Below are 21,764 nucleotides of genomic sequence, written 5' to 3'. Positions count from 1 at the left end.
CTCACACCGATTCGACGACGCCGGTCCCCTCGGGGGCCGGCGTCGTCGTTTGTGCGCCACCACGACGCGCGACGAGCCGGGCGCCGGCCAGCACGGCGAAGGCCACGACACTCCCCCATCCGAGCACGAGTTTCACCGCTGCGCCGATGACGACGGCCGGAGTCAGGCCGGTGCGCAGCGGCACGTCGGTGAGCATCGCCCCGGCCTCGCCCGCTGGCAGCCCGTCGATCACGGTGCCGTCCGGAGCGATCACCTGGCTGGTGCCCACAGTGGACAGGTTCACCACGGCGCGGCCCGTCTCGATCGCACGCATCCGCGCGAACGCCAGCTGCTGCAGGTTCTCGTCGGTGTCGCGGAAGTCGGCGTTGTTCGTCTGCATCATGTAGACCTCCGCGCCGTCGCGCGCGCCCTCCCAGACCACGTCGTCGTAGATGACGTCGAAGCAGATCGCGAGGCCCACGCGCACGCCGTCGACGTCGAACACGGGCGGGTTCGTGCCCGGGGTGTACTCGCGCTGGATGAGCCCGATGAGGTCAGGGACGATCGCTTCGAAGAACCACCGGTCGGGGACGTACTCCCCGAAAGGCACGGGCACGCGCTTGTCGTGGAGCGCGACGGGGTTCTCGGTCCCCGCCTCCCACAGCATCGAGGTGTTGAAAACCGCGTCGTCGCGCTGGGTGGCGCCGTTGACGATGAGCGGCGCGTCGAACGACTCCGCGAGCCGGTCGAGCACCCGCGCCACCGATTCGTTCCGCAGGGGGTCGGCGTCGATCCCCCCTTCGGGCCACAGCAGCACGTCCAGGTCCTCGCCCAGGAGCGGCTCGGTGGCATCGAGCTGGGACTGGAAGACGTCGTACGGCTCCCGCTCGTCGAAGTACCCTGCCGGGCCGTTGCCCTGCACGGCGCCCACGCGCAGCGTGCCCGCGGGGGTCGTCGGGAAGGCTGGTGTCAGCAGCAGCACCGCCACCGCCGCCGCCGTCGGCACCGCCGTGGGCCAGGAGCGCCAGGCGCCGAGTCGCACCCATTCGACGGCGGCCGCAGTGGCGAACACCATCAGGAAGGTGAGTCCCGCGACGCCCGTCCACGAGGCGACGTGGGCGAGCGGGCTCTCCGACTGGCTCATGCCCAGCCGGCCCCAGGGGAAGCCGGTGTAGGGCCAGGAGCCCATGACCAGCTCACGCGCGGTCCAGAGGCCCGCCACGAGCGCCGGGAGTGCCACTAGACGCGCCCACCTGCCGCCCCGCACGCGCGGCATCCATCGGTACGCCAGGGCGATGGGGATCGACCCCAGCCCCCAGAGGAGCGCCTCCAGGCCTCCGAGTCCGAACCAGGGCAGCAGCCCCAGGTAGCGCGTGATCCAGACGATGTGCGTGAAATAGAACGAGACGCCGAAGACGAGGCCGACGGCCAGCGCCCCCCAGGCCGACCGGCCGATGAGCGACACGAGGGCGAGCACGACACCGACGAACGCGAGCGGCCACCATCCCACGTCGGGGAAGGCGAGGTCGAGCACCGGGCCCCCGACGAGCGCGACCACGAGGGCGAGCCACAGCGGCAGCAGCGGCCGCGTGGCCGTGCTCTGCCCCTCCGGCGCCCCGCTCATACCGCGCTGTAGGCGACGATGCCGCGTCGCACGGCCTCGAGCGCCTTCCGCGCCGTCGTCGCGACCGGCGCATCAGCGACGAGCGACAACTGGTCGAGAAGGTCGATGGTCTGCTTGGCCCAGCGCACGAAGTCGCCGGCCGCGAGGTCGGCCTCGGTCAGCACGCGGTCGAGCATCCCCCCGCGGGCCCACGTGTGCATCGCCTGGGCAAGGCCCGTCGCGACCGGCTCGGTGCCTGGCAGGTGGTGCTCGCGCTCGAGGTCGTCCAGCTGCGCCCACAGCAGCTGCGTCTCGGTGAGGGCGGTGCGGAACGTCCCGCGGGGCAGCCCGTACTCCCCCGGGCCTTCGGAATCACGGCGCGGCTCGTAGACGAGGCAGCATGCGAGGGCCGCGAGCGAGGCGGCATCCAGGTTGTTCCAGATGCCACGGCGCAGCGCCTCGGCGACGAGCAGATCGCGTTCGCCGTAGATGCGACGCATCGTGCGGCCCGCCGCCGTCAGGGTCGTCCGGCCCTCGTCGTCGACGGCGACGTAGTCCAGCTCGGTCAAGACGTCCACCACGCGGTCGAACACCCGCGCGACGGTGCCGGTGCGGGTCTGGATCTGGTTGCGCAGCTTGTCGGTGCGGCGCTTGAGCTTCCAGTAACGCTCGCCCCAGCGCGCGTGGTGTTCGCGGTCGGGACAGTTGTGGCAGGGGTGGCGCTGCATCCGGCGACGGAGCGTCTCCATCTCCTGCTGGCGCTGGCGGCGCACGCGTGCGGGGGCGGTGCGGTCGGCGCGGTTGAGCTTCTCGAGATCGCTCAGCTCGCGCCGGATGGCGGCGTACTCCGTGAAGTCCCCCCGCTCGCACGTCTGCGCCTGCTGGTAGCCGGCGAGGGACTCCTCTGCCTCGCGCACCTGACGCGCGAGACCGACCACCGAGCGGTCCGCCTGGAACTGCGCGAAGGACGACTCGAGGATCTCGCGGGCCTCGGCGCGGCCGAACCGGTCGATGAGGTTCACCGCCATGTTGTAGGTCGGGCGGAAGCTGGAGTTGAGCGGATACGTGCGGCGCGAGGCCAGGGCGGCGACGGCCTGCGGATCGAGGCCCTCGGTCCACTGGATGACGGCGTGGCCCTCGACGTCGATGCCGCGGCGCCCGGCGCGGCCGGTGAGCTGGGTGTACTCCCCCGAGGTGATCGCCACCCGGGCCTCGCCGTTGAACTTCTCGAGCTTCTCGAGCACCACCGTGCGGGCCGGCATGTTGATGCCGAGGGCGAGCGTCTCGGTGGCGAAGACGGCCTTGACGAGCTTGCGGCGGAAGAGTTCCTCGACGACCTCCTTGAAGGCCGGCAGCAGACCCGCGTGGTGCGCCGCGATGCCGCGCTCGAGGTTCTCGCGCCACTCCCAGAAGCCCAGTGCATCCAGATCGTCGGCGTTCAGCGCCGCCGTGCGCTCGTCGACGAGGCGACGGATCTCGGCACGCTCGTCCGTGTCGGTCAGGCGCAGGCCCGAGCGGCGCACCTGCTGCACGGCCCCGTCGCAGCCGGCGCGGCTGAAGATGAAGAAGATCGCCGGCAGCAGGTTCGCCCGCTGCAGCAGCTGTACGACGGCAGGGCGGTCGAGCCGCTCCACGCGCTGCACGTTGCCGGGCCTGACCGGTCGTCTGCCACCCCGCTGCGGCCGCCGGTGGCCGGGTTCGTAGCCGGACTGTCGCGCACTGTTGTGTCCGTGCGCGCGGCGGTTCTCCTCGAACGTCTGGCCCTTCACGGACCGGATGCGCATGAGCTCCTGGTTGACCTGTGCGGTGGCGATGCCGGCGCGGTCGTCGAACAGCGGCAGCAGGTCGCCGCGCACGAGCACGTGCTGCTCGAGCGGCACCGGCCGCGTCTCGGACACGATCACGTCGGTGTCGCCGCGCACCGTGTCGAGCCAGTCGCCGAACTCCTCGGCGTTCGAGACCGTCGCCGACAGCGACACCAGCCGCACGCTGGGCGGCAGGTGGATGATGACCTCTTCCCACACCGCGCCGCGGAACCGGTCAGCGAGGTAGTGCACCTCGTCCATGACCACGAATCGCAGGCCGCGCAGCGCCGGCGAGTCGGCGTAGAGCATGTTGCGCAGCACCTCGGTCGTCATGACGACGACCCGGGCGTTGCCGTTGATGTTGGTGTCACCGGTGAGAAGGCCGACCTCGTCCTCGCCGTACACCTCCTGCAGCTCTCGGAACTTCTGGTTCGACAGCGCCTTCATCGGCGTGGTGTAGAACGCCTTGTCCCCGGGCTCCCGCATTGCCAGGTGCACGGCGAACTCGCCGACGATCGTCTTGCCCGCACCGGTGGGCGCGGCCACCAGGACGCTCCGGCCATCCTCGAGGGACTGGCATCCGGCGATCTGGAAGGGATCCAGGGTGAAGCGCTGCTGCTCGGCGAACTCCGCGGTGAGGGGATGCCGCCGCGCCTCCGACGCAGCGGCGAACCGCTCCGCCGGGCTGGGAGAGGTCACAGCGTGAGTCCCGACGGCGAGAGCGCAGCGGCGCGCTTCGCGCGGCGGTGGTCCAGCAGCATCGCCAGGCCCGCTGCGGCGAAGTAGAGCACCAGGAGGATGCCGGTGATCAGGAACGTCGTGGCGACGTCCGCAGGAGGGGTCGCGATGCAGGCGAAGATCACGCTGATGAGCACCGCGACCCGCCACGACGACAGGATCGCCTTGCCGGTGAGCACCCCGGCGAAGTTCAGGGCGATGAGGAAGACCGGCACGATGTAGGCCACCCCGACGAACAGCATCAGCTTGAACACGAAGTCGTAGTAGTAGTTGGCGTCGTACATCGCCGAGGCCCCCGTGGTGAGGAACTCGGCCATGAGCTTGACGATGTTCGGCATGACGAGAAGGCCCGTCGCACAGCCGGCGAAGAACAACGGCACGGCCGCGGCGATGAACCCGACGGTGTAGCGCTTCTCACGCTTGGTCATGGCCGGCATGATGTAGGCCCATATCTGCCAGATCCAGATCGGGGCCGACAGCAGGAAGCCGATGGCGAAGGCCATGCGCATGCGCAGGTCGAACGCCCCGGTGACGCTCGTGTACATCAGCTCGACCGCGGCCTGCTCCCCCCGCTCCGCTGCGAGCATGCGGATCGGCTCCGTGATGAGGTGCATCACCGGCTCGGTGATGAAGAACGCGGCGATCATCGCCACCACCACCGCGGCAGCACCGATCATCAGGCGACGCTTCAGCTCGATCAGATGATCGGCCAGCGACATCCGCTTCTCACGCCGAGAGTCGTCCCGTTCGACCCTCGACGGCCGGGTCATGACCACGCTCAGCGCGAAGAGGGCGGATCAGTGCGCTTGTCGGCGTCCAGCGTCGAGGCGGGGTCGACCGTGGGCGCGGTGGCCCCGGAAGAGACCGGTGCTTGGTCGTCCTCCTTCATCGCCTTCATCTCGGTCTTGAACACGCGTGCGGACTGCCCCATGCTCTTCGCGAGCGCAGGAAGCTTCGCTGCGCCGAACAGCAGCAGGATGATTGCCAGAATCAGCAGCCACTGCCAGCCGTGAATACCCATGAGAGTCCTTTCGTCGAAGCGGTCGACCGCCTCAGTCTAAACGGCGCTCATCGATATTGGGCCAGACCCGCGGCAGCCCACGCAGCCGCCGCTCTGCGTGCACCCACGGGCGCGAGCACCTCAACGTCACCGCCGAGACGCGTGGCGACGCGCTTGAGGCTCTGCTCATCGGCGACCCGCATGGTGGCCGTCGCCAGCTCACCGGCCGCGGCGATCTGCGCACCGCTGAGGTACTCGCCCAGCAGCGGCGCGATCTGTCGCGGGTACCGCACCCGCGCGAGGACGTCGCCGGCACCCGGTTCGAACAGCTGCGGCACGGGCTCGCCGCTGTGACTGACCGGGATCTCGGTGAGCGCTACCTCGCTGACGCGCTCCAGGTGGAACGTGCGCATGCCCTGTCGCATGTGGCACCACCCCTGCAGGTACCACTGGCCGTCCGCGATGTGCACCTTGGCCGGGTCCACCGTGCGCGTGGTGGGCGCGGCATCCGGCGCCTGGTAGGTGAAGGACACCGCGACACCCCGGCGCAGCGCCTCGGCGACCGTCACCCGCACGTCATCGACGGGCCCGGGGGCGACGATCACCTCGGCGGGTGCGCTGGCGGCACCCCGGGCGAGCTTGACGATGAGGTTCTGCACCGTGCCGCTGTCCCCCACCCCGGGAAGGGTCGCTGCCAGCTGCAGTCCTGCCAGCAGCGCCGCGGCTTCCCGCGCGGTCAGCCGAGGAGCACGCTCCAGACCGACCGAGTTGGTGATGACGATGAGATCGCGCTCGTCCAGCAGATCCCAGTCGATGTCGAACAGGTCGTTGGGCAGCTGCCAGAAGCCGCCCTCACCGGGCCGGCCGATGACGGTCAGCTTCTGCACCATCTCGCGCATCTGGTCGGGCGTGACCTCGAACTCGTCGGCAGCCTCCGCCACCGACACCTCGCCCTTGCCGAGCAGATACGGCACGAGCTGCAGCAGCAGCGCAGCCCGTTCCGTGGCGTGCAGCGGCCGCGCGCTCATGTCGCGTCCTCCGCGCCGTCGGAGTGCAGGGCCAGGGTCGCCTGCAGCCGCCGGATCACCTCGTCGCGCAGCGTCGCCGGCTCCACCACCCGCACCTCGGGACCGTATGAGGCCAGCTCGTCGGCCAGCACGTGCACGTCGACGTAGGGCACCAGCATGCCCTGGCCGGCAGGCTCTGCGCGGCGGCGCAGCCGCAGCGACGCCTCGGTGCCGGGATGCACCTCCAGCAGCGCCCGCTGACGGGCGGCGACGTCGTCGAGTCCGCGCACTGCCCGCTCCCCCGCACCGTCGCGCAACGACGGATCGAAGGTCTCACGGGTGATCGCGACGTCGCCGACGATGCGCGACAGCAGGAACGTGCGCTCGGCCTGCTGGTCGAGGTCGAAGCCGAAGACGTGCCAGCGCGCCTCGTAGTCGACGAGCGCGAGCGGGCGGATGCGACGTGAGCGGGGCCGCTCCTCCCCCGGCTTGAGGTAGGGGAACGACACCACGCGGGCCTGCTCCATCGCCTTCTGCAGCGGCGCGAACGCGGGCGTCCGCACACTCAGGCGGGGTGAGAAGCCGATGATGGGCTCGTCGACCTCGTTGCCGAGCGCGCGGATCTTGCGCAGCCCACTGCGCGCCTCGGCCGACAACGAGCTCTCGCTCCAGACGCCGCCGGCGACCGCGAGCACGGCGAGCTCCGCAGGCGTGAACGAGATGTCCTCCGGCAGGGCGTACTCGTCATTCGGCACGCGGTACCGGGCCTCGCGCAGGTCGTCGGGATCGGCATAGTCGCCGATGGTCTCGATCGGCACTCCGAGGCCGCGCAGGCTCTCCTTGTCGCGCTCGAACATCTTCTCGAGGGCGTCCTTCGACGCTCCCGACTGCGCCTGCTCCCGATAGCCCGCCACCGAGGAGAGGATGGTGTCCTTGGTCAGCCCCTGGTCGGTCGCCATGAGCGCGACGAGCAGGTTCACCAGACGTTCCTCCGGTGCGCTGCGGCTCGTCGCTGCGGCCACCTCGGGCTACTCCGCCGCCTCGTCGAGACCGAGGATGTCGATCACGAACACGAGCGTCGCACCGGGGGGAACCGGCCCCTGTCCCGCGTCGCCGTACGCCAGGTCGGAGGGGATGACGGCGAGGATCTGCGAACCGACCGTCTGACCCTGCAGCGCCTCGGCGAAACCGGGCACCACCTGATCCAGCGACAGCACGGCCGAGGCCCCGGCCTCCCACGTGGAGTCGAAGACCTCTCCGTCGTCCCAGGTGACGCCGGTGTACTTCACGCGGACGGGAAGGTCGCCGGTGACGACCTCGCCGTCGCCCTCCTTCAGCACCTCGACGACGAGTTCGTCGGGTGCCTCCGCGTCGGGCACGATGATGCCGGGGGTGCCGTCGGGCGCCAGCACGACCGTGGGCATGCCCCGGCGCGCGTTGTACTGGTCGTCGCCGTCTGCCCGGTCGGGGTAGACCTTCTGCAGATCGAGGACGAAGACCGCGGTGTCATCCTCGGTCAGACCCAGGCTCGCCGCCGCTTCGGGCAGCATGTCGTTCGGCGCGACCGCCCCGACGATGAGGGATCCCTCGGTGGCGCAGTCCAGCATCTTGGCGATGCCCTCGTAGGCCTCTGCCCACTGCGACACCGGCACGACCTGGGTACCCGACTGCAGCAGCAGGTCACCCGTGCTGCCGTTGACGATCGTCACGTCGAACGCGACTTCCTGTGCGTCGGAGGCGACGACAGGGCCGTCGCCCACGGTGATGTCGCGGTACACGGTCTCGTCCACGTGGACGGGGGCCGACACCCCGATGGTGTCGCCCGACATCGTGATCAGGTCGAGCACCTGTGCGTCACCCCCATCGCGCGTGCACGACGCGGCGGGCTCGGCGGACGAGCATCCGACCAGAGCGAGGGCGGACAGGCCGATGACGGCGGTGATGGCGGGAATCCTGCGCACCGGTACAGCCTAATCGGTGGCGGAGTCGGGCTCCGCCGCCCCCGCTGCGATCCGCGCGCCATCCGCTGCCCGCTGGGCTTCGCGCACGCGCTTGCGCAGGTTCTTGTCGGTGATCTGTCGGTCGCCCACGGCGCCGGGAGTCCACAGCTCCACGTCCTCGTCGGCGTAGCTCGGCTTCTTCAGCGCGCGCTTGCGCACGTCGGGAGGCACCGCGCCGGGCGCGAGGCGACGGGCGGTGAGGAGGAACCCGGTGTGGGCCACCATGCGGTGGTCGGGCCGCACGGCCAGCCCTTCCACGTGCCAACCGCGCACCATGGTCTCGCTGGCCTCGGGGTCGGTGTACAGCCCGGTGCCGCGGATGTACTCGGCCACACGGCTCAGCTGCGTCGCGGTGGCGACATAGCAGAGCACCACGCCACCGGGCGTGAGGGCCTCAGCCACTGCGTCGATGCACTCCCACGGCGCAAGCATGTCGAGCACGACGCGGTCGACGGATGCCGGTCCTACGGCATCCGGCAGGGATTCGACGAGGTCGCCCACGACCACGTCCCAGGTCTCCGGCGTGCCGCCCAGGAACGTCTCGACGTTCGCACGGGCCACCTCGGCGAACTCCTCGCGGCGCTCGAACGACACCAGGCGCCCGGCGGGACCGATGGCGCGCAACAGCCACAGCGACAGGGCGCCGGAGCCGACGCCGGCTTCCACCACCGTCGCGCCGGGGAAGATGTCGGCCTGGGCCAGGATCTGCGCGGCATCCTTCGGGTAGACGATGGCCGCTCCGCGCGGCATCGACATGACGAAATCCCGCAGCAGGGGGCGCAGCGCCAGGTACTCGTGCCCGCCGCTGTTGGTCACGACCGACCCGTCGGGAAGACCCACGAGCGCCTCGTGGCGCAGCACCCCGTGATGGGTGTGCAGCTCGCCGCGCTCCCGCAGCGTGATGGTGTGCAGGCGGCCCTTGGGTCCGGTCAGCTGCACGCGGTCGCCGTAACGGAACGGCCCGCTGGGCCGGGTGAGGTCCGCGGTCATCGGGACTCCTTCGCGCGGTGGTGGGCATGGAACTCGGCGACGTCCGCGGCGGTGCGGCCCTCGAGGGTCGGCCACAGCGCGTGCGCGCCGACGCCCGTCAGCGAAACCATCAGAGGCACGCCGATCGTCGCCGCACCCGAGGCGATGGCCGAGCGCAGACCGTTGGGGGAATCCTCGATGGCGACGACCTCGGCAGGCGTCACCCCGAGGATCTCGCAGGCCTGCAGGTAGGGGTCGGGAAAGGGCTTGGGGCGGATCGCGTCGTCACCGGCGATGATCACGTCGAAGGCCTCGAACGGGATCTGCGAGACGACGGTGTCGGCCATGCGCCGCATGGACATCGTCACCAGCCCCGTCTTGACCCCGGCGTCCCGCAGGCTCGCCAGCAGCTCCTGGGCGCCCGGACGGAAGGGGTTCCCGAGTTCCCGCAGCTGCCGCATCACCTCATCGGTGAGGTGGTCGACGATGGCATCCTCGTGCATGCGCACCCCCGCCTCCTGCAGGATGCGGGCGGAATCGTGGAGCCCCAGGCCCACCAGCCCCAGCGCCTGCTCGTGCGACCAGGTGCCGCCGTGACTCTCGATGAGCGGGGTCTCGGCCGCCATCCAGTAGGGCTCGGTGTCGACGAGGGTGCCGTCCATGTCCCACAGGACAGCGCGCAGCGCGGCGTTGGAAGAGGGGGCTTTCACCTCCCCATGGTACCGACGCGCATCGCGCGGCCCGCCCGCACGGGCGACACCCGGCCTATCCTTGGGGAGACGAAAGGAGACACGTGGAGGGTCTGGGACGCCGCGTGCTCGTGGCCGCGTTCGACGGTTGGAACGATGCCGGCGAGGCCGCATCGGCCGCTGTCGCGCTGCTGCGCGAGGAGGGCTCGTACGAGCCCGTCTTCTCCGTCGACCCCGAGCTGTACTTCGATTACCAGTACACCCGGCCGCAGATCGCGTTCGACGCCGACGGCCAGCGCGTGCTCACCTGGCCGCAGACCACGCTCTGGCGCCCCACCCGTCGCGCCCGCGGCACGCAGCTGTGGCTGCTGTCCGGCGTGGAGCCGGCGCGGGCCTGGCAGGGGTTCGCCGCGGAGCTGGTCGACGTCGCGCTGCGTGAGGACATCACGGGCATGGTCTCCCTCGGGTCGATGATGTCGGACGTGCCGCACACCCGCCCCATCTCCGTCGCCGCCGGCAGCCACAATGAGGAGCTGCGCACCCGGCTGGGCCTGGAGCGCTCGACGTACGAGGGGCCGGTCGGCATCCTGAGCGTCCTCGACCAGGCTGCCGACGCCGCCGGCATCCCCTCGGCGTCGCTCTGGGCGAGCGTGCCCCACTACGTCGCCGGGCACACCCCGTCGCCCAAGGCGACGCTGGCTCTGCTCGACAAGCTCGAGGATCTCACCGGCGCGCGGGTGCCGCGCGGGACGCTCGCCACCGAGGCGGCCGCGTGGGAGGCGTCGATCGACGCCGCCGCGGCGGACGACGAGGAGATGACGGAGTACATCCGCCAGCTCGAGCGCACCCGCGACACGTGGGACTCCCCCGAGGCGTCCGGTGACGCCATCGCGCAGGAGTTCGAGAAGTACCTGCGTCGCCGCGGCGACGGCCTGGGCCCCACCAAGCCCGGCCGCGACGACCCGCCGCGGCGCTGACGGGCGTCCGCCGCCGCGACGACGGCGGACCCGGGTCAGGGCTGGATGACGCCCATCGACAGCAGCACCAGCAGCACGGCGCCCAGCGCCACCCGGTAGATCACGAACGGCAGGAAGCTGCGCTTCGAGATCCACTTCATGAAGAAGGCGATGACCGCCAGCGCCACCACGAACGCCACGATCGTGGCCACGAGGGTCTCGGGCAGCGTGAACGGTCCCTGCTCGTCCCAGCTCTTGAAGAGCTGGTAGAAACCGCTGCCGAAGACGGCGGGGATCGCCAGGAGGAACGCGTAGCGCGCGGCATCCGCCCGCTTGTAGCCGAGGAAGAGCCCCATGGTGATCGTTCCGCCCGACCGTGAGACGCCGGGGACGAGAGCGAGGGCCTGCGCGAACCCGAAGGCCACGCCGTGGGGCACGGTGAGGTCGTTGAGCTCGCGGCGCTTCGCGCCCACCGCGTCGGCGATGCCGAGCAGGATGCCGAAGCCGATGAGCATGATGGCCACCAGCCAGAGCGAGCGGAAGACCGTCTCGATCTGGTCCTCGAACAGCAGCCCCAGCACCACGATCGGGATGCTGCCGATGATGATGAGCCACCCCATGCGGGCGTCGGGGTCGTTGCGGGGCGCTTTGCCCGACAGCGACCGGAACCACTGCGTGATGATCCGCACGATGTCGCGCCAGAAGAAGACCACCACCGCCGCTTCGGTGCCGATCTGGGTGATGGCGGTGAAGGCGGCGCCGGGGTCCTCGGCGCCGGGGAGGAACTCCCCCAGAATGCGCAGGTGCGCGCTGGAGGACACCGGCAGGAACTCGGTCAGACCCTGGACCAGACCCAGGATGATGGCCTCGAAGAAACTCATGCGCGCCTTTCGGTGACTGCGTGTCAGTAGGTGCGGAGCAGGTCGGTGAGAACCGCCTGTCCGAAGACGAGGGCGTCCAGGGGGACGCGTTCGTCGACCCCGTGGAACATACCCGTGAAATCGAGATCCGCCGGCAGGCGCAGCGGGGCGAAGCCGTAGCCGGCGATGCCGAGGTGCGCGAGCGCCTTGTTGTCCGTGCCGCCACCCATGAGGTAGGGGATCACCGGGACGCCGGGGTCGTGCCGTCCGAGGGCCGCCACCATTTCGCGCACCAGGTCTCCCGCGAAGGGAACCTCGAGACCGATGTCGCGGTGGACGATCTCGATCTCGACGTCGGGCCCGACGATGGCGGCGATGTCGGCGAGGGCGGCATCCTCTCCCCCGGGCACCGTGCGCACGTCGATGAGCGCCTCGGCCGTGTCGGGGATGACGTTGTGCTTGTAGCCGGCGGTGAGGCCGGTGGGGTTCGTCGTGGTGCGGAAGGTGGAGCGCAGGAACGCGGCGGCGGGGCCGAACTGCTCGGCGACGGCATCCGGATGCCGGGGGTCGCCGGTCACGAGGGCAGCGAGGCCCTCGACGAGCTGCCGGGACGTGTCGGTCATCGCCAGCGGCCACTCGGTGCGTCCGAGCGCGGCGACGGCCTCAGCGAGGCGCGTGACGGCGTTGTCGGGGTGGAACCGGCTGCCGTGGCCGGCAAGGCCCCGGGCGCGCAGGCGGATCCAGACGAGGCTCTTCTCCCCCGTCTGCAGGAGGTACGCGCGCCGGTCACCGGAGGCGATGGAGTAGCCACCCACCTCGCTGATCGCCTCGGTGGCGCCGGCGAACCACTCCGGTTTGTCCCGGACCACGAGGGCGGAGCCTTCGACACCGCCGTTCTCCTCGTCGGCGAAGAAGGTCACGATCACATCGCGGGCCGGCTGCTCGCCGGCGCGCAGCAGGTCGGCGACGGACGTGAGGATCATGGCATCCATGTCCTTCATGTCCACCGCCCCGCGACCCCACAGCATGCCGTCGCGGATCTCGCCGGCGAAGGGGTCCACGCTCCAGTCCGCCGCCACGGCGGGGACGACGTCGAGGTGGCCGTGCAGCACGAGGGCGGGCTTGTCGCGGTCGCGCCCCGGGACACGGGCGACCAGGTTCGTGCGGCGCGGGATGGGCTCGTAGTACTCGGGCGCGAGGCCGAGCGCCTCGAGGTAGGCGCCGGTGTATTCGGCGGCCTCGCGCTCGCCGCGGGCGTTGCCGCCACCGAAGTTCGACGTGTCGAACCGGATGAGATCGCGGGCGACGCGCACGACCTCGGGCAGGTCGGTGTCGGTCTCGGGCATGCGCTCTACGCTACCGGTGTCGGCGAGGGCGCCCCGCGTGGCGCCGGTTCGAAGTCGTCTCGCGATCATGCTAGGCTCGACCCTCGGTTGCGAAAGCAGCTTCACCCACTGCGCGGGTGGCGGAATAGGTAGACGCGCTAGCTTGAGGTGCTAGTGCCCTTTAACGGGCGTGGGGGTTCAAGTCCCCCCTCGCGCACAGTCAAGAAGGCCCCCGAAAGGGGGCCTTCTTCTGTTTCTGGGGACCATACCCCCCGCTGCCGCGCTCGCCTGTCACGTTTCGTCGCTTCGGGCGCGCGGAAGCGACGATATGCGACAGGCGAAGCGCGCGTCAGGCGACGGAGACGCCGAAGACGAGACCCAGCACGTAGGTGATGGCGGCGGCGCCGAGGCCGATCGCGAGCTGGCGCAGGGCACGGCGCAGCGGCGGGCCGCCGGAGAGCACGCCGACCATCGCACCGGTCGCCAGCAGTGCGATGCCGACCAGCACCAGCGCCAGCACCACGGCGACGACCCCCTCGAGGCCGAAGATCCAGGGCAGCACGGGGATGACCGCGCCTGAGGCGAAGAAGAGGAAGCTCGACGTCGCCGCGCCCCATGCCCCGCCGACCACGTCCTGCTCCTCGACGGCGTCCACGGGGCGTCGGTAGGGCTTCGACCGGTCTGCCGCCTGCGCGGTCTCGACGACGCGCCGGGCGCGGGCCAGCGCCTCGTCGGCATCCAATCCCCGGGCGCGGTACACCAGCGCCACCTCGTTGGCGTCGAGGTCGAGATCGGGCAGCGCCGCGTCGGCGAAGTCGCTGTGGCCGGTCGAGGCGAGCATCTCGCGCTGCGAGCGCACCGACACGAACTCACCCGCGGCCATCGACAGCGCGCCGGCGAGCAGGCCCGCCAGGCCGCTCAGCAGCAGGAAGGGAGCGCCCACACCGGTCGCGCCGATGCCCATCACGAGCGCGAGGTTCGACACCAGCCCGTCGTTGGCGCCGAACACCGCCGCGCGGAACGTGCCCGACAGCTGCCGACGGCCGCGCGCGGCGAGATTGCGGACGACCTCGTGGTGCACCTTCTCATCGGCGACCATGGCGGCCGTCGCGTAGGGCTCGTTCTCATACGGCGAGCGCGCCTCGGCGTGCTGTGCGAGCGCCAGCACGAAGACCATGCCGAAGCGCCGCGCCATCCACACCAGCATCCGGGTGTCCAAGCTGGGGCTCGGCAGGCGCTTGGGCTCGCCGCCCAGCAGCGCCAGCCAGTGCGACTCGTGGCGTCCCTCGGCGTCGGCCAGGGCGAGCAGGATCTCCCGCTCCTCCCCCATGCGCCGTTGCGCCAGCGTGCGGTACAGCCGCGCCTCGGCGCGTTCGTCGGCGAGGTACTGCGCCCAGCGTCGACGATCGCGTGAGGTCGGTGCGGCGGACGAGGGCGCGGTCATGGAACCTCCGTGAAGAAGGGGCGAGGGGGATGCCTCCACGGTAGCGAGCCGGGTGCGGACGGCGCGGCCGAAAGCCGCGATTGCCAGTATTTCGGGGTTCCGAAGCGCCGACCGCGCGGAGCTAGGAGTGCACGCGGCGACGCAGCAGGTCGATCCGCGCCTGCAGCTGGGCCACGGTGGCGTGGGAGACGGCCGGTCCCCCGCACAGGCGCCGGAGCTCTGCGTGCACGGCGCCGTGCGGCTCGCCGCTCTGCCGCGCGTACACGCCGACGAGGCTGTTGAGCAGCTGGCGCTGCTCCTTGAGCGTGCGGTGCAGCGCCGGCGGCAGGGTTGTGGCGGGCGGCGCTCCCGTGGCATCCGCCGTCTGCGCTTCGCTCGTCTCACGCGCCTTGCGGTGCCTGCCCTGCCGCGCTTGCCGCTGCATGAGGAGCTCGTGCACGTGCTCGGGCTCGAGGAGTCCGGGAAGCCCCAGGAACTCCTCCTCCTCGGGGGTTCCCGGCACGGCGAGCTGGCCGAACTCCTTGCCGTCGAACAGCACACGGTCGAAGTGCGCGACCGAGCCGAGCGCCTGGTAGCTGAACTCCTCGGTGAGCGAGTCGGATGCCTTGTCCTCGCGCTCCGCCTCGGCCAGCAGGGTGTCCTCGAGGCCGTCGTCGTCGCCCGACTCGCGGTCCAGCGCATGGTCGCGCTCGCGCTCCATCTCATTGGCGAGGGCCAGCAGCTGCGGCACGTGCGGCAGGAAGACGCTCGCCGACTCGCCGCGGCGGCGAGCGCGCACGAAGCGGCCGATCGCCTGGGCGAAGAAGAGCGGGGTCGACGCGCTCGTGGCGTAGACGCCGACCGACAGCCGGGGCACGTCGACGCCTTCGGACACCATGCGCACCGCGACCATCCAGCGCGACGTGCCCTTCGCGAACTCCTCGATGCGACCGGATGCCGCCGGATCGTCCGAGAGCACGACGGTCGTCGGCTCCCCCGTGATGTCGCGGAGGATCGCCGCGTACGCACGGGCGGCGGTCTGGTCGGTCGCGATGACGAGGCCCCCGGCGTCGGGGACCTCCTGCCGCACCTCGCTGAGGCGGCGGTCGGCGCTGCGCAGCACCGCGGGGATCCAGTCGCCCTGCGGATCCAGCGCGGTGCGCCAGGCCTGCGAGTTGATGTCCTTCGTGTTGTCCTGGCCGAGGTGGGCCTCGTACTCGTCACCCGCCTTGGTGCGCCAGCGCATCTGCCCCGCGTACACGAGGAAGAGCACGGGACGCACGACCCCGTCGGCCAGGGCGCGCCCGTAGCCGTAGTTGTAGTCCGTGCGGGAGAGCCGGATTCCCTTCTCGTTCGGGTGGTACTCCACGAACGGGATCGGCGCGGTGTCGCTGCGGAACGGGGTCCCCGACAGCAGCAGGCGACGCGTCGCCCGCTGGTACGCCTCGCGCAGGGCGTCGCCCCAGCTGAGGGCGTCACCGCCGTGGTGCACCTCGTCGAGGATCACGAGGGTGCGGGCGTCCTCGGTGAGGCGCTGATGGACGGATGCCTTGACCGCCACCTGCGCGTACGTCACCGCGACGCCGTGGTAGTGCCGGGCGGGTGAGACGTGGCGGTTGCTGAAGTTCGGGTCGAGACGGATGGACACGCGCGCCGCGGCATCCGCCCACTGCGTCTTCAGATGCTCGGTCGGGGCCACCACGACGATGCGGTCGATGATGCGCCGGCGCAGCAGCTCGGTCGCCAGACGCAGGGCGAAGGTCGTCTTTCCGGCGCCCGGCGTGGCGGCGGCGAGGAAGTCCCGGGGGCCTTTACCGACCCCGTCGGGGCCGTCCATCGCGAAGTACTGGTCGAGCGCTTCGGCCTGCCAGGCACGCAGTCGCTGGGCCGTTCCCCAGGGGGCGCGCTGCGGGAACGACGGCGAGAGGTGCTCGGCAGCGAAGCTCCCGAAATGCTCCTGCTGCTGTTCATCCACGACGGTCCAGCCTAAACGAGCCCACGGACGCTAGCCTCGAAGCTGGCTCAGCCGAGGAGGCACCATGCCCGACACCGACCCCGACACCCCCTCCGACTCCGTGACCGAATCCCTCGACCGTCTCGCCGAGTACACCCCGAACGAGACCGAGCACCCGTGGCGGCGCATGGTCGCGATCGGCGACTCGTTCACCGAGGGCATCGGCGACCCCGATCCCTCCTCCCCCGGCGGACACCGTGGCTGGGCGGACCGCGTCGCCGAGGTGCTGGGCGCCCAGGTCGACGACTTCGCGTACGCCAACCTCGCGGTGCGCGGAAAGCTGATCGGCCAGATCGTCGACACTCAGATCGAGCCGGCCCTGGCCCTGAAGCCGGACCTCATCACGTTCTCCGCCGGCGGCAACGACGTCATCCGCCCCGGTGGCGATCCCGACGCCGTCGCCGCACTGTTCGAGGATGCCGTCGTGCGGCTGACCTCCACCGGAGCGACGCTGCTGATCTTCACCGCCATCGACACGAACTTCACCCCGGTGTTCCGCGGCATCCGCGGGCGTGTCGCCATCTACAACGAGAACATCCGGGCCATCGCCGAGCGCTACGACTGCGTCGTGGCCGACCAGTGGGCGCTGAAGGAAGTGCAGGACATGCGTTTCTTCGACGACGACCGCCTGCACTACAACACCCTCGGCCACCACGAGGTGGCCCGCATGGTGCTGCGCGCCCTGAACGTGCCGAACGACCTGCAGCCGATGCAGCCCGAGCCGGTGCCGCCTCGCACGTGGCGGGCCGCGCGGGCGAACGATCTCGTCTGGGCACGGGAGCACCTCGTGCCGTGGGTGCTGCGCCGGGTGCGCAACCAGTCCTCCGGCGACCACATCACGGCAAAGCGCCCCGAGGCGCTGCCGATGACGACGCTCGCGCCGGGACCGGATGCCGCGGCGACGCCGGCCAAGCCGGCGTAGGGTCGGCGGCCGTGGCTATGAGCGGTCAAGCTGACCAGACGCGCCTTCGGTCGGCGCTGCGATGGATCAACATCGCGGCCGTTGTCGCCGCGGCCCTGCTCGTTGCCCTGTTCATCGTCGGCCTGCTCGGTGCGAACTCGGCGCAGCTCGTCGCCGCGGGCATCGGCTTCGCCGGAGCGATGGCGGGCTGGTCAGCGGGTTACGCGGTGATCACGTCGAAGCTGCGCGCCGCGCCCGAGCAGCACTCTGCAACGATGAGTGGATGAGTTCCCCTGGACCGAGCCCGGCACTCGTCCCTGAGTTGCTCGTCAGTGACACGAGCAGGAGCATCGACTTCTGGTGCGGCCTCTGCTGGTTTGAGATCGCCTATCAGCGCCCCGAAGAGGGCTTCGCCTACATCACCCTCGGCTCCGCGCACATCATGCTCGAACAGCGCGGCATCGGCCGGAACTGGATAACGGCACCGCTGGAGAGCCCGCTCGGGCGAGGCATCAACTTCCAGATCAGCGTTCCCCGCCTCGACCCGATCCTGGCGGCGCTGCGCGACGGCTCCTACCCCGTGTTCATGGCGCCGGAGACGAAGTGGTACGCCATCGGGGAACTCGACGAAACGGGCGTGCGGCAGTTCCTGGTGACCGATCCCGACGGATACCTCATCCGCTTCCAGGAGTCACTCGGACACCGGCCGCGCAGGCAGACGCCCTAGCTGCGGACGTCGTGAGTCAGCGACCACAGCGCCACCGCGCTCGCCGCCGCGACGTTGAGCGAGTCCACTCCCCCGGCCATCGGGATCGTGACGACGGTGTCGGCGGCCTCGAGCGCCCGGCGGGAGAGCCCGTCACCCTCCGCGCCCAGCATGAGCGCGACCCGCTCCGGTCGGGCGGCCGCGAAGTCGTCCAGCGGCACGGCACCCTCGGCGAGCGCGAGCGCCGCGAGGTGGAAGCCCCCGTCGTGCAGGATGCCGCGCGCCTCGGGCCACTCCGGCAGCCGCGTCCACGGCACCTGGAAGACCGTGCCCATGCTGACCCGCACGCTGCGCCGGTACAGCGGGTCGGCACACCGGGGCGACACGAGCACGGCGTCGGCCCCGAGCGCGGCGGCGTTGCGGAACGCCGCCCCCACGTTGGTGTGGTCGACGATGTCCTCGAGCACGACCACGAGACGCGCGCCGGCGATGATGTCCGCCACCGGCGGGGCGACGGGGCGGTGCATGGCGGCGAGCGCGCCGCGATGCACCTGGTAGCCGGTCAGCTGCTCGGCGACCTCGGCCGGAACGACGTACACCGGCGCATCGCCGGCGAGGTCCCGCACGTCATCGACCCACTTCTCCTGCACGAGGACCGAGCGCGGCCGATGCCCTGCCGCGACGGCGCGGCCGATGACCTTTGCGGACTCGGCGATGTACAGGCCGCCCGCGGGCTCGAGCACCCGGCGCAGCGCCACGTCGGTGAGGTCCCGGTAGTCGGCCAGACGGGGATCGGCGGGGTCTGCGACGTGCTCGATGGGCATTGGTCCACTCTCCCACGCGGCGCGAACCCCCACCCGCGCGCGAGCCGTGCCGCCCCCATGCGCGGCTGACCGTAACCTCCCGGTAAACCAGCACGCCTAGAATCGTCCGGGTGACCCCGGTGCTCCAGCTCGACGCGCCGACCGAGCGACTGGTCGGCGAGGCCGCCGACGTGCTGCGCGGCCGCAAGATCGCGGTGCTCACCGGCGCGGGGGTGTCCACGGACTCCGGGATCCCCGACTACCGCGGCGAAGGCGCACCGGTGCGCACGCCCATGACGGCGCAGCAGTTCCTCGCCAGCGAAGCCGCCCGGCGACGGTACTGGGTGGGCAGCCACCTGGGATGGCGCGTGTTCGCCGCCGCCTCCCCCAACGCCGGCCACACCGCCCTCGCAAGCCTCGAGCGCGCCGGCATCGCCACGGGCGTCGTCACCCAGAACGTCGACGGCCTGCACCTGCGCGCGGGCAGCCGCCGCGTCGTGGAACTGCACGGCACGATGCGCCGGGCCTTCTGCACCCACTGCGGCCAGGTGTTCGACAGACGCGACCTCGCCGTGCGGATCGAAGCGGACAACCCCTGGCTCAACGTTCCCGACGACGTGCTGCTGGGCCCCGACGGCGACGTGCTCCCCGAGACCGCCGACGGTTTCCGTGTACCCGAATGCAGCGTGTGCGGTGGCGTACTCAAGCCCGACGTCGTCTTCTTCGGCGAGTTCGTCCCCGTCGAGCGGTTCGCCGAGGCCGAGCAGCTCGTGCGCACGAGTCAGGCGCTGCTCGTGGCCGGCTCTTCGCTCGTCGTCAACTCCGGGGTGCGCCTGGTCGAGCGCGCCCGCCGTCGCCGGCTGCCGGTCGTCATCGTGAACCGCGGCGAGACCCGCGCCGACACCAAGGCGACGGTGAAGATCGACGGCGGCACGAGCCCCGTGCTGGCGGCCCTCGCCGATCGGCTCGCCGCCTCGCGCTGATCGTCGCGCGCGCACCCCTCTCGCTCCCGGCCGCCCCACCGTCTCCGAGCCCCCTCACGGATGCCGCGGTTAGGCTCGACGGGTGACTCTGCTGACCCTCGTGCGCCACGGCGAGACCGACTGGAACCGCGCGCGCCGCATCCAGGGGTCCACCGACATCCCGCTCAACGACACCGGACGCGCCCAGGCCCGCGACGTCGCTCAGCAGCTGCGCGAGCGCCTGACCACCGGTTCACCGGTCATCGTCGTCAGCAGCGACCTGTCCCGCGCGCGGGAGACCGCGGAGATCATCGCCGACACCCTCGGTGTCGATCCGCCCCGCACCTACCCGCAGCTGCGGGAACGCGCCTATGGCGAGGCGGAGGGCGTGGATGCCGCGGAGTTCCTGGAACGCTGGGGCGACTGGCACAGCGCCGAGGTGCCCGGCGCCGAGCCCTGGCCGGCCCTGCGCGCCCGCGCCCTGGCGGCCCTGCAGCAGATCGTGCGGGACGCGCGGCACACGACCGCGCCGGCGTCGGCATCGGTCATCGCCGTCGCACACGGCGCGCTCATCCGGGAGATCATCCGCCACGCCACGGGAGGCGAGCTCCCCCCGGTCGGCTTCCGCCTGCCCAACGGGTCGAGCTGCGACCTGCTGCTCGAGCGCGACCGCCTGCGGCTGCTCTCGGGCGTGGGTCCCGTCGTCGCCGGCTAGCGCCCGGTGCGGTGCAGGAGCGTCCGCGCGTGGCGCAGCACCGGTTCGTCGACCATCCGGCCCCGGTAGGTGAAGACCCCGCCCTCGTCCTCCGCCGCCCGCAGCACGGCGTGGGCCCATTCGCTGTCCGACGCGCTCGGCCGGTAGGCCGCGCGGATCACGGCCACCTGGCTGGGGTGGATGCAGGCGGTGGCGGCGAATCCGCTGGCCGCGGCATCCTCCGCTTCGCGGGCGAGGCCCTTCGTGTCGGCGATGTCGAGGTGCACGGCGTCGATGGCGGCCTTGCCGCGCGCGCCGGCGGACAGCAGCACGTGTGCCCGCGCGTGGCGGGCGACGTCGCGGTAGCGGCCGTTGGGCTTGCGGCTCGATGTACCACCCAGCGAGGCGACGAGATCTTCGGCTCCCCACATCAACGCGGACACGTTGTCGAGCGCGGCGATGCGCTCCGCGGCGGCGATGCCCCGCGCCGTTTCGCACAGCGCGACGACGGTGTAGCGCGCGTCGATGCGGCGGATCCGCTGGGGCGACTCGGCCTTGGCGACCATGATCGTCCGCACGTCCGTCTGCGAGAGGGTGGCCAGGTCCGCCTCGTGATCCGGCGTGCCGACCGGGTTCACCCGCACGATGACCCGCGAAGCGTCGAGTTCCGCGTCGATGAGGGCGCCGCGCGCGGCCGTCTTTTCGGCGGGTGCCACGGCATCCTCGAGGTCGATGATGACGCCGTCGGCCCGCGCAAGCGCCGACGCGAACCTCTCGGGGCGGTCGGCGGGGCAGAAGAGCAGGGCCGGGCCTGCCGGGATCGCGGTCACGTCGTCGCCTCCTCGTGGTCACGGCTCCATATCAGGGCCGTGCGCGTGGCCGTCGCGACGACCTCGCCGTGCTGGTTGCGCCCGGTGTGGCGCATCGTGACGATGCCCTGCCCTGCACGCGAGGCCGACGACCGCGCGCCGGTGATCTCGGTGTCGGTGTAGAGCGTGTCGCCGGGGAAGAGCGGGGCCGGGAACGTGATGTCGGTCAGTCCGAGCTGGGCCACGAGCGTCCCCTGGGTGAGCTGGGCAACCGACGAGCCGATCATCGTCGCCAGCGTCCACATTGAGTTGATCAGGGGACGGCCGAACGGCTGCGTCGCGGCGTACGCCTCATCGACGTGCAGCGCCTGCGCGTTCATCGTCAGGCCCGAGAACAGCACGTTGTCGGCCTGTGTGACCGTGCGGCCCGGTCGATGCCGGTAGCGCGCCCCGACCGCGAACTCCTCGAACCACAGTCCCCGCTGCACGATGTCGGGCGCGCCGGCGGGGGTGTCGGTCAT

At 71.2% G+C, this 21,764-nt stretch carries 22 protein-coding genes and 1 tRNA gene; 7 read left to right on the top strand and 16 right to left on the bottom strand.

Annotated features, from left to right (window positions below):
* Nucleotide 1: 1 nt before the first annotated feature.
* The 9 genes from lnt to QNO14_RS05890 are packed head-to-tail and all read right to left on the bottom strand — an operon-like array spanning nt 2 to nt 9,811.
* Nucleotides 2-1,603, bottom strand: a complete 1,602-nt coding sequence (gene lnt, locus QNO14_RS05930; protein ID WP_257505941.1) for an apolipoprotein N-acyltransferase — start codon at nt 1,601-1,603, stop codon at nt 2-4.
* The gene (locus QNO14_RS05925) at nt 1,600-4,086 is read right to left on the bottom strand and encodes a DEAD/DEAH box helicase (protein WP_257505940.1); all 2,487 of its coding nucleotides are present in this window, start codon (nt 4,084-4,086) and stop codon (nt 1,600-1,602) included. The genes lnt and QNO14_RS05925 overlap by 4 nt, the downstream gene beginning before the upstream one ends.
* Entirely contained in the window at nt 4,083-4,844 is a 762-nt protein-coding gene (tatC, locus tag QNO14_RS05920; protein WP_257493642.1) for a twin-arginine translocase subunit TatC, read from the bottom strand. Before tatC ends, QNO14_RS05925 begins: the two co-directional genes overlap by 4 nt.
* 59 nt (nt 4,845-4,903) lie before the next feature.
* A complete protein-coding gene (tatA, locus tag QNO14_RS05915; RefSeq protein ID WP_257493643.1) occupies nt 4,904-5,146 on the bottom strand; it encodes a twin-arginine translocase TatA/TatE family subunit in 243 nt (80 codons plus the stop codon).
* A gap of 47 nt (nt 5,147-5,193) precedes the next feature.
* Complete coding sequence (locus tag QNO14_RS05910) at nt 5,194-6,153, bottom strand: helix-turn-helix transcriptional regulator (protein WP_257505938.1); 960 nt, start codon at nt 6,151-6,153, stop codon at nt 5,194-5,196.
* Complete coding sequence (locus QNO14_RS05905; protein ID WP_257493645.1) at nt 6,150-7,154, bottom strand: helix-turn-helix transcriptional regulator; 1,005 nt, start codon at nt 7,152-7,154, stop codon at nt 6,150-6,152. The genes QNO14_RS05910 and QNO14_RS05905 overlap by 4 nt, the downstream gene beginning before the upstream one ends.
* A 6-nt stretch (nt 7,155-7,160) precedes the next feature.
* The gene (locus QNO14_RS05900; RefSeq protein WP_257493646.1) at nt 7,161-8,093 is read right to left on the bottom strand and encodes an FKBP-type peptidyl-prolyl cis-trans isomerase; all 933 of its coding nucleotides are present in this window, start codon (nt 8,091-8,093) and stop codon (nt 7,161-7,163) included.
* A 9-nt stretch (nt 8,094-8,102) separates the two neighbouring features.
* Nucleotides 8,103-9,122, bottom strand: a complete 1,020-nt coding sequence (locus tag QNO14_RS05895; RefSeq protein WP_257505937.1) for a tRNA (adenine-N1)-methyltransferase — start codon at nt 9,120-9,122, stop codon at nt 8,103-8,105.
* Complete coding sequence (locus QNO14_RS05890; RefSeq protein ID WP_350338824.1) at nt 9,119-9,811, bottom strand: HAD family hydrolase; 693 nt, start codon at nt 9,809-9,811, stop codon at nt 9,119-9,121. Before QNO14_RS05890 ends, QNO14_RS05895 begins: the two co-directional genes overlap by 4 nt.
* 83 nt (nt 9,812-9,894) lie before the next feature.
* On the opposite strand from QNO14_RS05890, the gene QNO14_RS05885 reads away from it, so the two are divergent.
* Nucleotides 9,895-10,767 (top strand): PAC2 family protein, encoded by an 873-nt coding sequence (locus tag QNO14_RS05885; protein WP_257505936.1) that lies wholly within the window; start codon nt 9,895-9,897, stop codon nt 10,765-10,767.
* Between the two features lie 35 nt (nt 10,768-10,802).
* Here the strand turns inward: QNO14_RS05885 and QNO14_RS05880 are convergent, their stop codons facing one another.
* Both QNO14_RS05880 and QNO14_RS05875 read right to left on the bottom strand, forming a co-directional pair.
* Entirely contained in the window at nt 10,803-11,627 is an 825-nt protein-coding gene (locus QNO14_RS05880) for an undecaprenyl-diphosphate phosphatase (protein ID WP_257493650.1), read from the bottom strand.
* A 23-nt stretch (nt 11,628-11,650) separates the two neighbouring features.
* Nucleotides 11,651-12,952, bottom strand: a complete 1,302-nt coding sequence (locus tag QNO14_RS05875) for a M20/M25/M40 family metallo-hydrolase (RefSeq protein WP_257505935.1) — start codon at nt 12,950-12,952, stop codon at nt 11,651-11,653.
* Between the two features lie 110 nt (nt 12,953-13,062).
* On the opposite strand from QNO14_RS05875, the gene QNO14_RS05870 reads away from it, so the two are divergent.
* A tRNA-Leu gene (locus tag QNO14_RS05870) sits at nt 13,063-13,148 on the top strand.
* A 132-nt stretch (nt 13,149-13,280) separates the two neighbouring features.
* On the opposite strand, the gene QNO14_RS05865 is transcribed toward QNO14_RS05870, so the two are convergent.
* Together QNO14_RS05865 and QNO14_RS05860 are read right to left on the bottom strand one after the other, a co-directional pair.
* Nucleotides 13,281-14,375, bottom strand: coding sequence for a VIT1/CCC1 transporter family protein (locus tag QNO14_RS05865; protein ID WP_257505934.1), 1,095 nt, complete (start codon nt 14,373-14,375; stop codon nt 13,281-13,283).
* A 121-nt stretch (nt 14,376-14,496) separates the two neighbouring features.
* Complete coding sequence (locus QNO14_RS05860; protein WP_257493653.1) at nt 14,497-16,329, bottom strand: DEAD/DEAH box helicase; 1,833 nt, start codon at nt 16,327-16,329, stop codon at nt 14,497-14,499.
* Nucleotides 16,330-16,495: 166 nt separating this feature from the next.
* On the opposite strand from QNO14_RS05860, the gene QNO14_RS05855 reads away from it, so the two are divergent.
* The 3 genes from QNO14_RS05855 to QNO14_RS05845 are packed head-to-tail and all read left to right on the top strand — an operon-like array spanning nt 16,496 to nt 17,996.
* The gene (locus tag QNO14_RS05855; RefSeq protein WP_257493767.1) at nt 16,496-17,290 is read left to right on the top strand and encodes an SGNH/GDSL hydrolase family protein; all 795 of its coding nucleotides are present in this window, start codon (nt 16,496-16,498) and stop codon (nt 17,288-17,290) included.
* Nucleotides 17,291-17,307: 17 nt separating this feature from the next.
* Nucleotides 17,308-17,556: a hypothetical protein gene (locus tag QNO14_RS05850; RefSeq protein WP_257493654.1), complete on the top strand. Its 249-nt coding sequence runs from the start codon at nt 17,308-17,310 to the stop codon at nt 17,554-17,556.
* Nucleotides 17,553-17,996 (top strand): bleomycin resistance protein, encoded by a 444-nt coding sequence (locus tag QNO14_RS05845; RefSeq protein WP_257505933.1) that lies wholly within the window; start codon nt 17,553-17,555, stop codon nt 17,994-17,996. The genes QNO14_RS05850 and QNO14_RS05845 overlap by 4 nt, the downstream gene beginning before the upstream one ends.
* On the opposite strand, the gene QNO14_RS05840 is transcribed toward QNO14_RS05845, so the two are convergent.
* Nucleotides 17,993-18,799 carry a TrmH family RNA methyltransferase gene (locus tag QNO14_RS05840; RefSeq protein WP_257505932.1) on the bottom strand — a complete coding sequence of 269 codons (807 nt, stop codon included), beginning with the start codon at nt 18,797-18,799 and terminating at the stop codon, nt 17,993-17,995. The two genes, QNO14_RS05845 and QNO14_RS05840, sit on opposite strands and share 4 nt — an antisense overlap.
* Before the next feature lie 119 nt (nt 18,800-18,918).
* Here QNO14_RS05840 and QNO14_RS05835 point away from each other — a divergent pair, with 119 nt between their 5' ends.
* Both QNO14_RS05835 and QNO14_RS05830 read left to right on the top strand, forming a co-directional pair.
* The gene (locus QNO14_RS05835) at nt 18,919-19,761 is read left to right on the top strand and encodes a Sir2 family NAD-dependent protein deacetylase (protein ID WP_257506059.1); all 843 of its coding nucleotides are present in this window, start codon (nt 18,919-18,921) and stop codon (nt 19,759-19,761) included.
* 82 nt (nt 19,762-19,843) lie between these two features.
* Complete coding sequence (locus QNO14_RS05830) at nt 19,844-20,455, top strand: histidine phosphatase family protein (RefSeq protein ID WP_257505931.1); 612 nt, start codon at nt 19,844-19,846, stop codon at nt 20,453-20,455.
* On the opposite strand, the gene QNO14_RS05825 is transcribed toward QNO14_RS05830, so the two are convergent.
* Both QNO14_RS05825 and QNO14_RS05820 read right to left on the bottom strand, forming a co-directional pair.
* Nucleotides 20,452-21,264: an HpcH/HpaI aldolase/citrate lyase family protein gene (locus tag QNO14_RS05825; RefSeq protein WP_257505930.1), complete on the bottom strand. Its 813-nt coding sequence runs from the start codon at nt 21,262-21,264 to the stop codon at nt 20,452-20,454. The two genes, QNO14_RS05830 and QNO14_RS05825, sit on opposite strands and share 4 nt — an antisense overlap.
* Nucleotides 21,261-21,764, bottom strand: a complete 504-nt coding sequence (locus tag QNO14_RS05820) for a MaoC family dehydratase (RefSeq protein WP_257493659.1) — start codon at nt 21,762-21,764, stop codon at nt 21,261-21,263. The genes QNO14_RS05825 and QNO14_RS05820 overlap by 4 nt, the downstream gene beginning before the upstream one ends.

Origin of the sequence: Microbacterium sp. zg-Y625, from assembly GCF_030246925.1 — a bacterium.
Lineage (GTDB): Bacteria > Actinomycetota > Actinomycetes > Actinomycetales > Microbacteriaceae > Microbacterium > Microbacterium jiangjiandongii.
The sequence above is the reverse complement of the archived record's forward strand: the minus strand, read 5'-3'. Positions and strand labels throughout refer to the sequence as shown.

Excerpts from the sequence above, each read along its gene's own strand:
- QNO14_RS05880 (WP_257493650.1), bottom strand. The coding sequence starts at position 11,627 with ATGAGTTTCTTCGAGGCCATCATCCTGGGTCTGGTCCAGGGTCTGACC.
- lnt (WP_257505941.1), bottom strand. The coding sequence starts at position 1,603 with ATGAGCGGGGCGCCGGAGGGGCAGAGCACGGCCACGCGGCCGCTGCTG.
- QNO14_RS05865 (WP_257505934.1), bottom strand. The coding sequence starts at position 14,375 with ATGACCGCGCCCTCGTCCGCCGCACCGACCTCACGCGATCGTCGACGC.
- tatC (WP_257493642.1), bottom strand. The coding sequence starts at position 4,844 with ATGTCGCTGGCCGATCATCTGATCGAGCTGAAGCGTCGCCTGATGATC.
- QNO14_RS05875 (WP_257505935.1), bottom strand. The coding sequence starts at position 12,952 with ATGCCCGAGACCGACACCGACCTGCCCGAGGTCGTGCGCGTCGCCCGC.
- QNO14_RS05820 (WP_257493659.1), bottom strand. The coding sequence starts at position 21,764 with ATGACCGACACCCCCGCCGGCGCGCCCGACATCGTGCAGCGGGGACTG.
- QNO14_RS05855 (WP_257493767.1), top strand. The coding sequence starts at position 16,496 with ATGGTCGCGATCGGCGACTCGTTCACCGAGGGCATCGGCGACCCCGAT.
- QNO14_RS05845 (WP_257505933.1), top strand. The coding sequence starts at position 17,553 with ATGAGTTCCCCTGGACCGAGCCCGGCACTCGTCCCTGAGTTGCTCGTC.
- QNO14_RS05840 (WP_257505932.1), bottom strand. The coding sequence starts at position 18,799 with ATGCCCATCGAGCACGTCGCAGACCCCGCCGATCCCCGTCTGGCCGAC.
- tatA (WP_257493643.1), bottom strand. The coding sequence starts at position 5,146 with ATGGGTATTCACGGCTGGCAGTGGCTGCTGATTCTGGCAATCATCCTG.
- QNO14_RS05850 (WP_257493654.1), top strand. The coding sequence starts at position 17,308 with ATGAGCGGTCAAGCTGACCAGACGCGCCTTCGGTCGGCGCTGCGATGG.
- QNO14_RS05895 (WP_257505937.1), bottom strand. The coding sequence starts at position 9,122 with ATGACCGCGGACCTCACCCGGCCCAGCGGGCCGTTCCGTTACGGCGAC.
- QNO14_RS05910 (WP_257505938.1), bottom strand. The coding sequence starts at position 6,153 with ATGAGCGCGCGGCCGCTGCACGCCACGGAACGGGCTGCGCTGCTGCTG.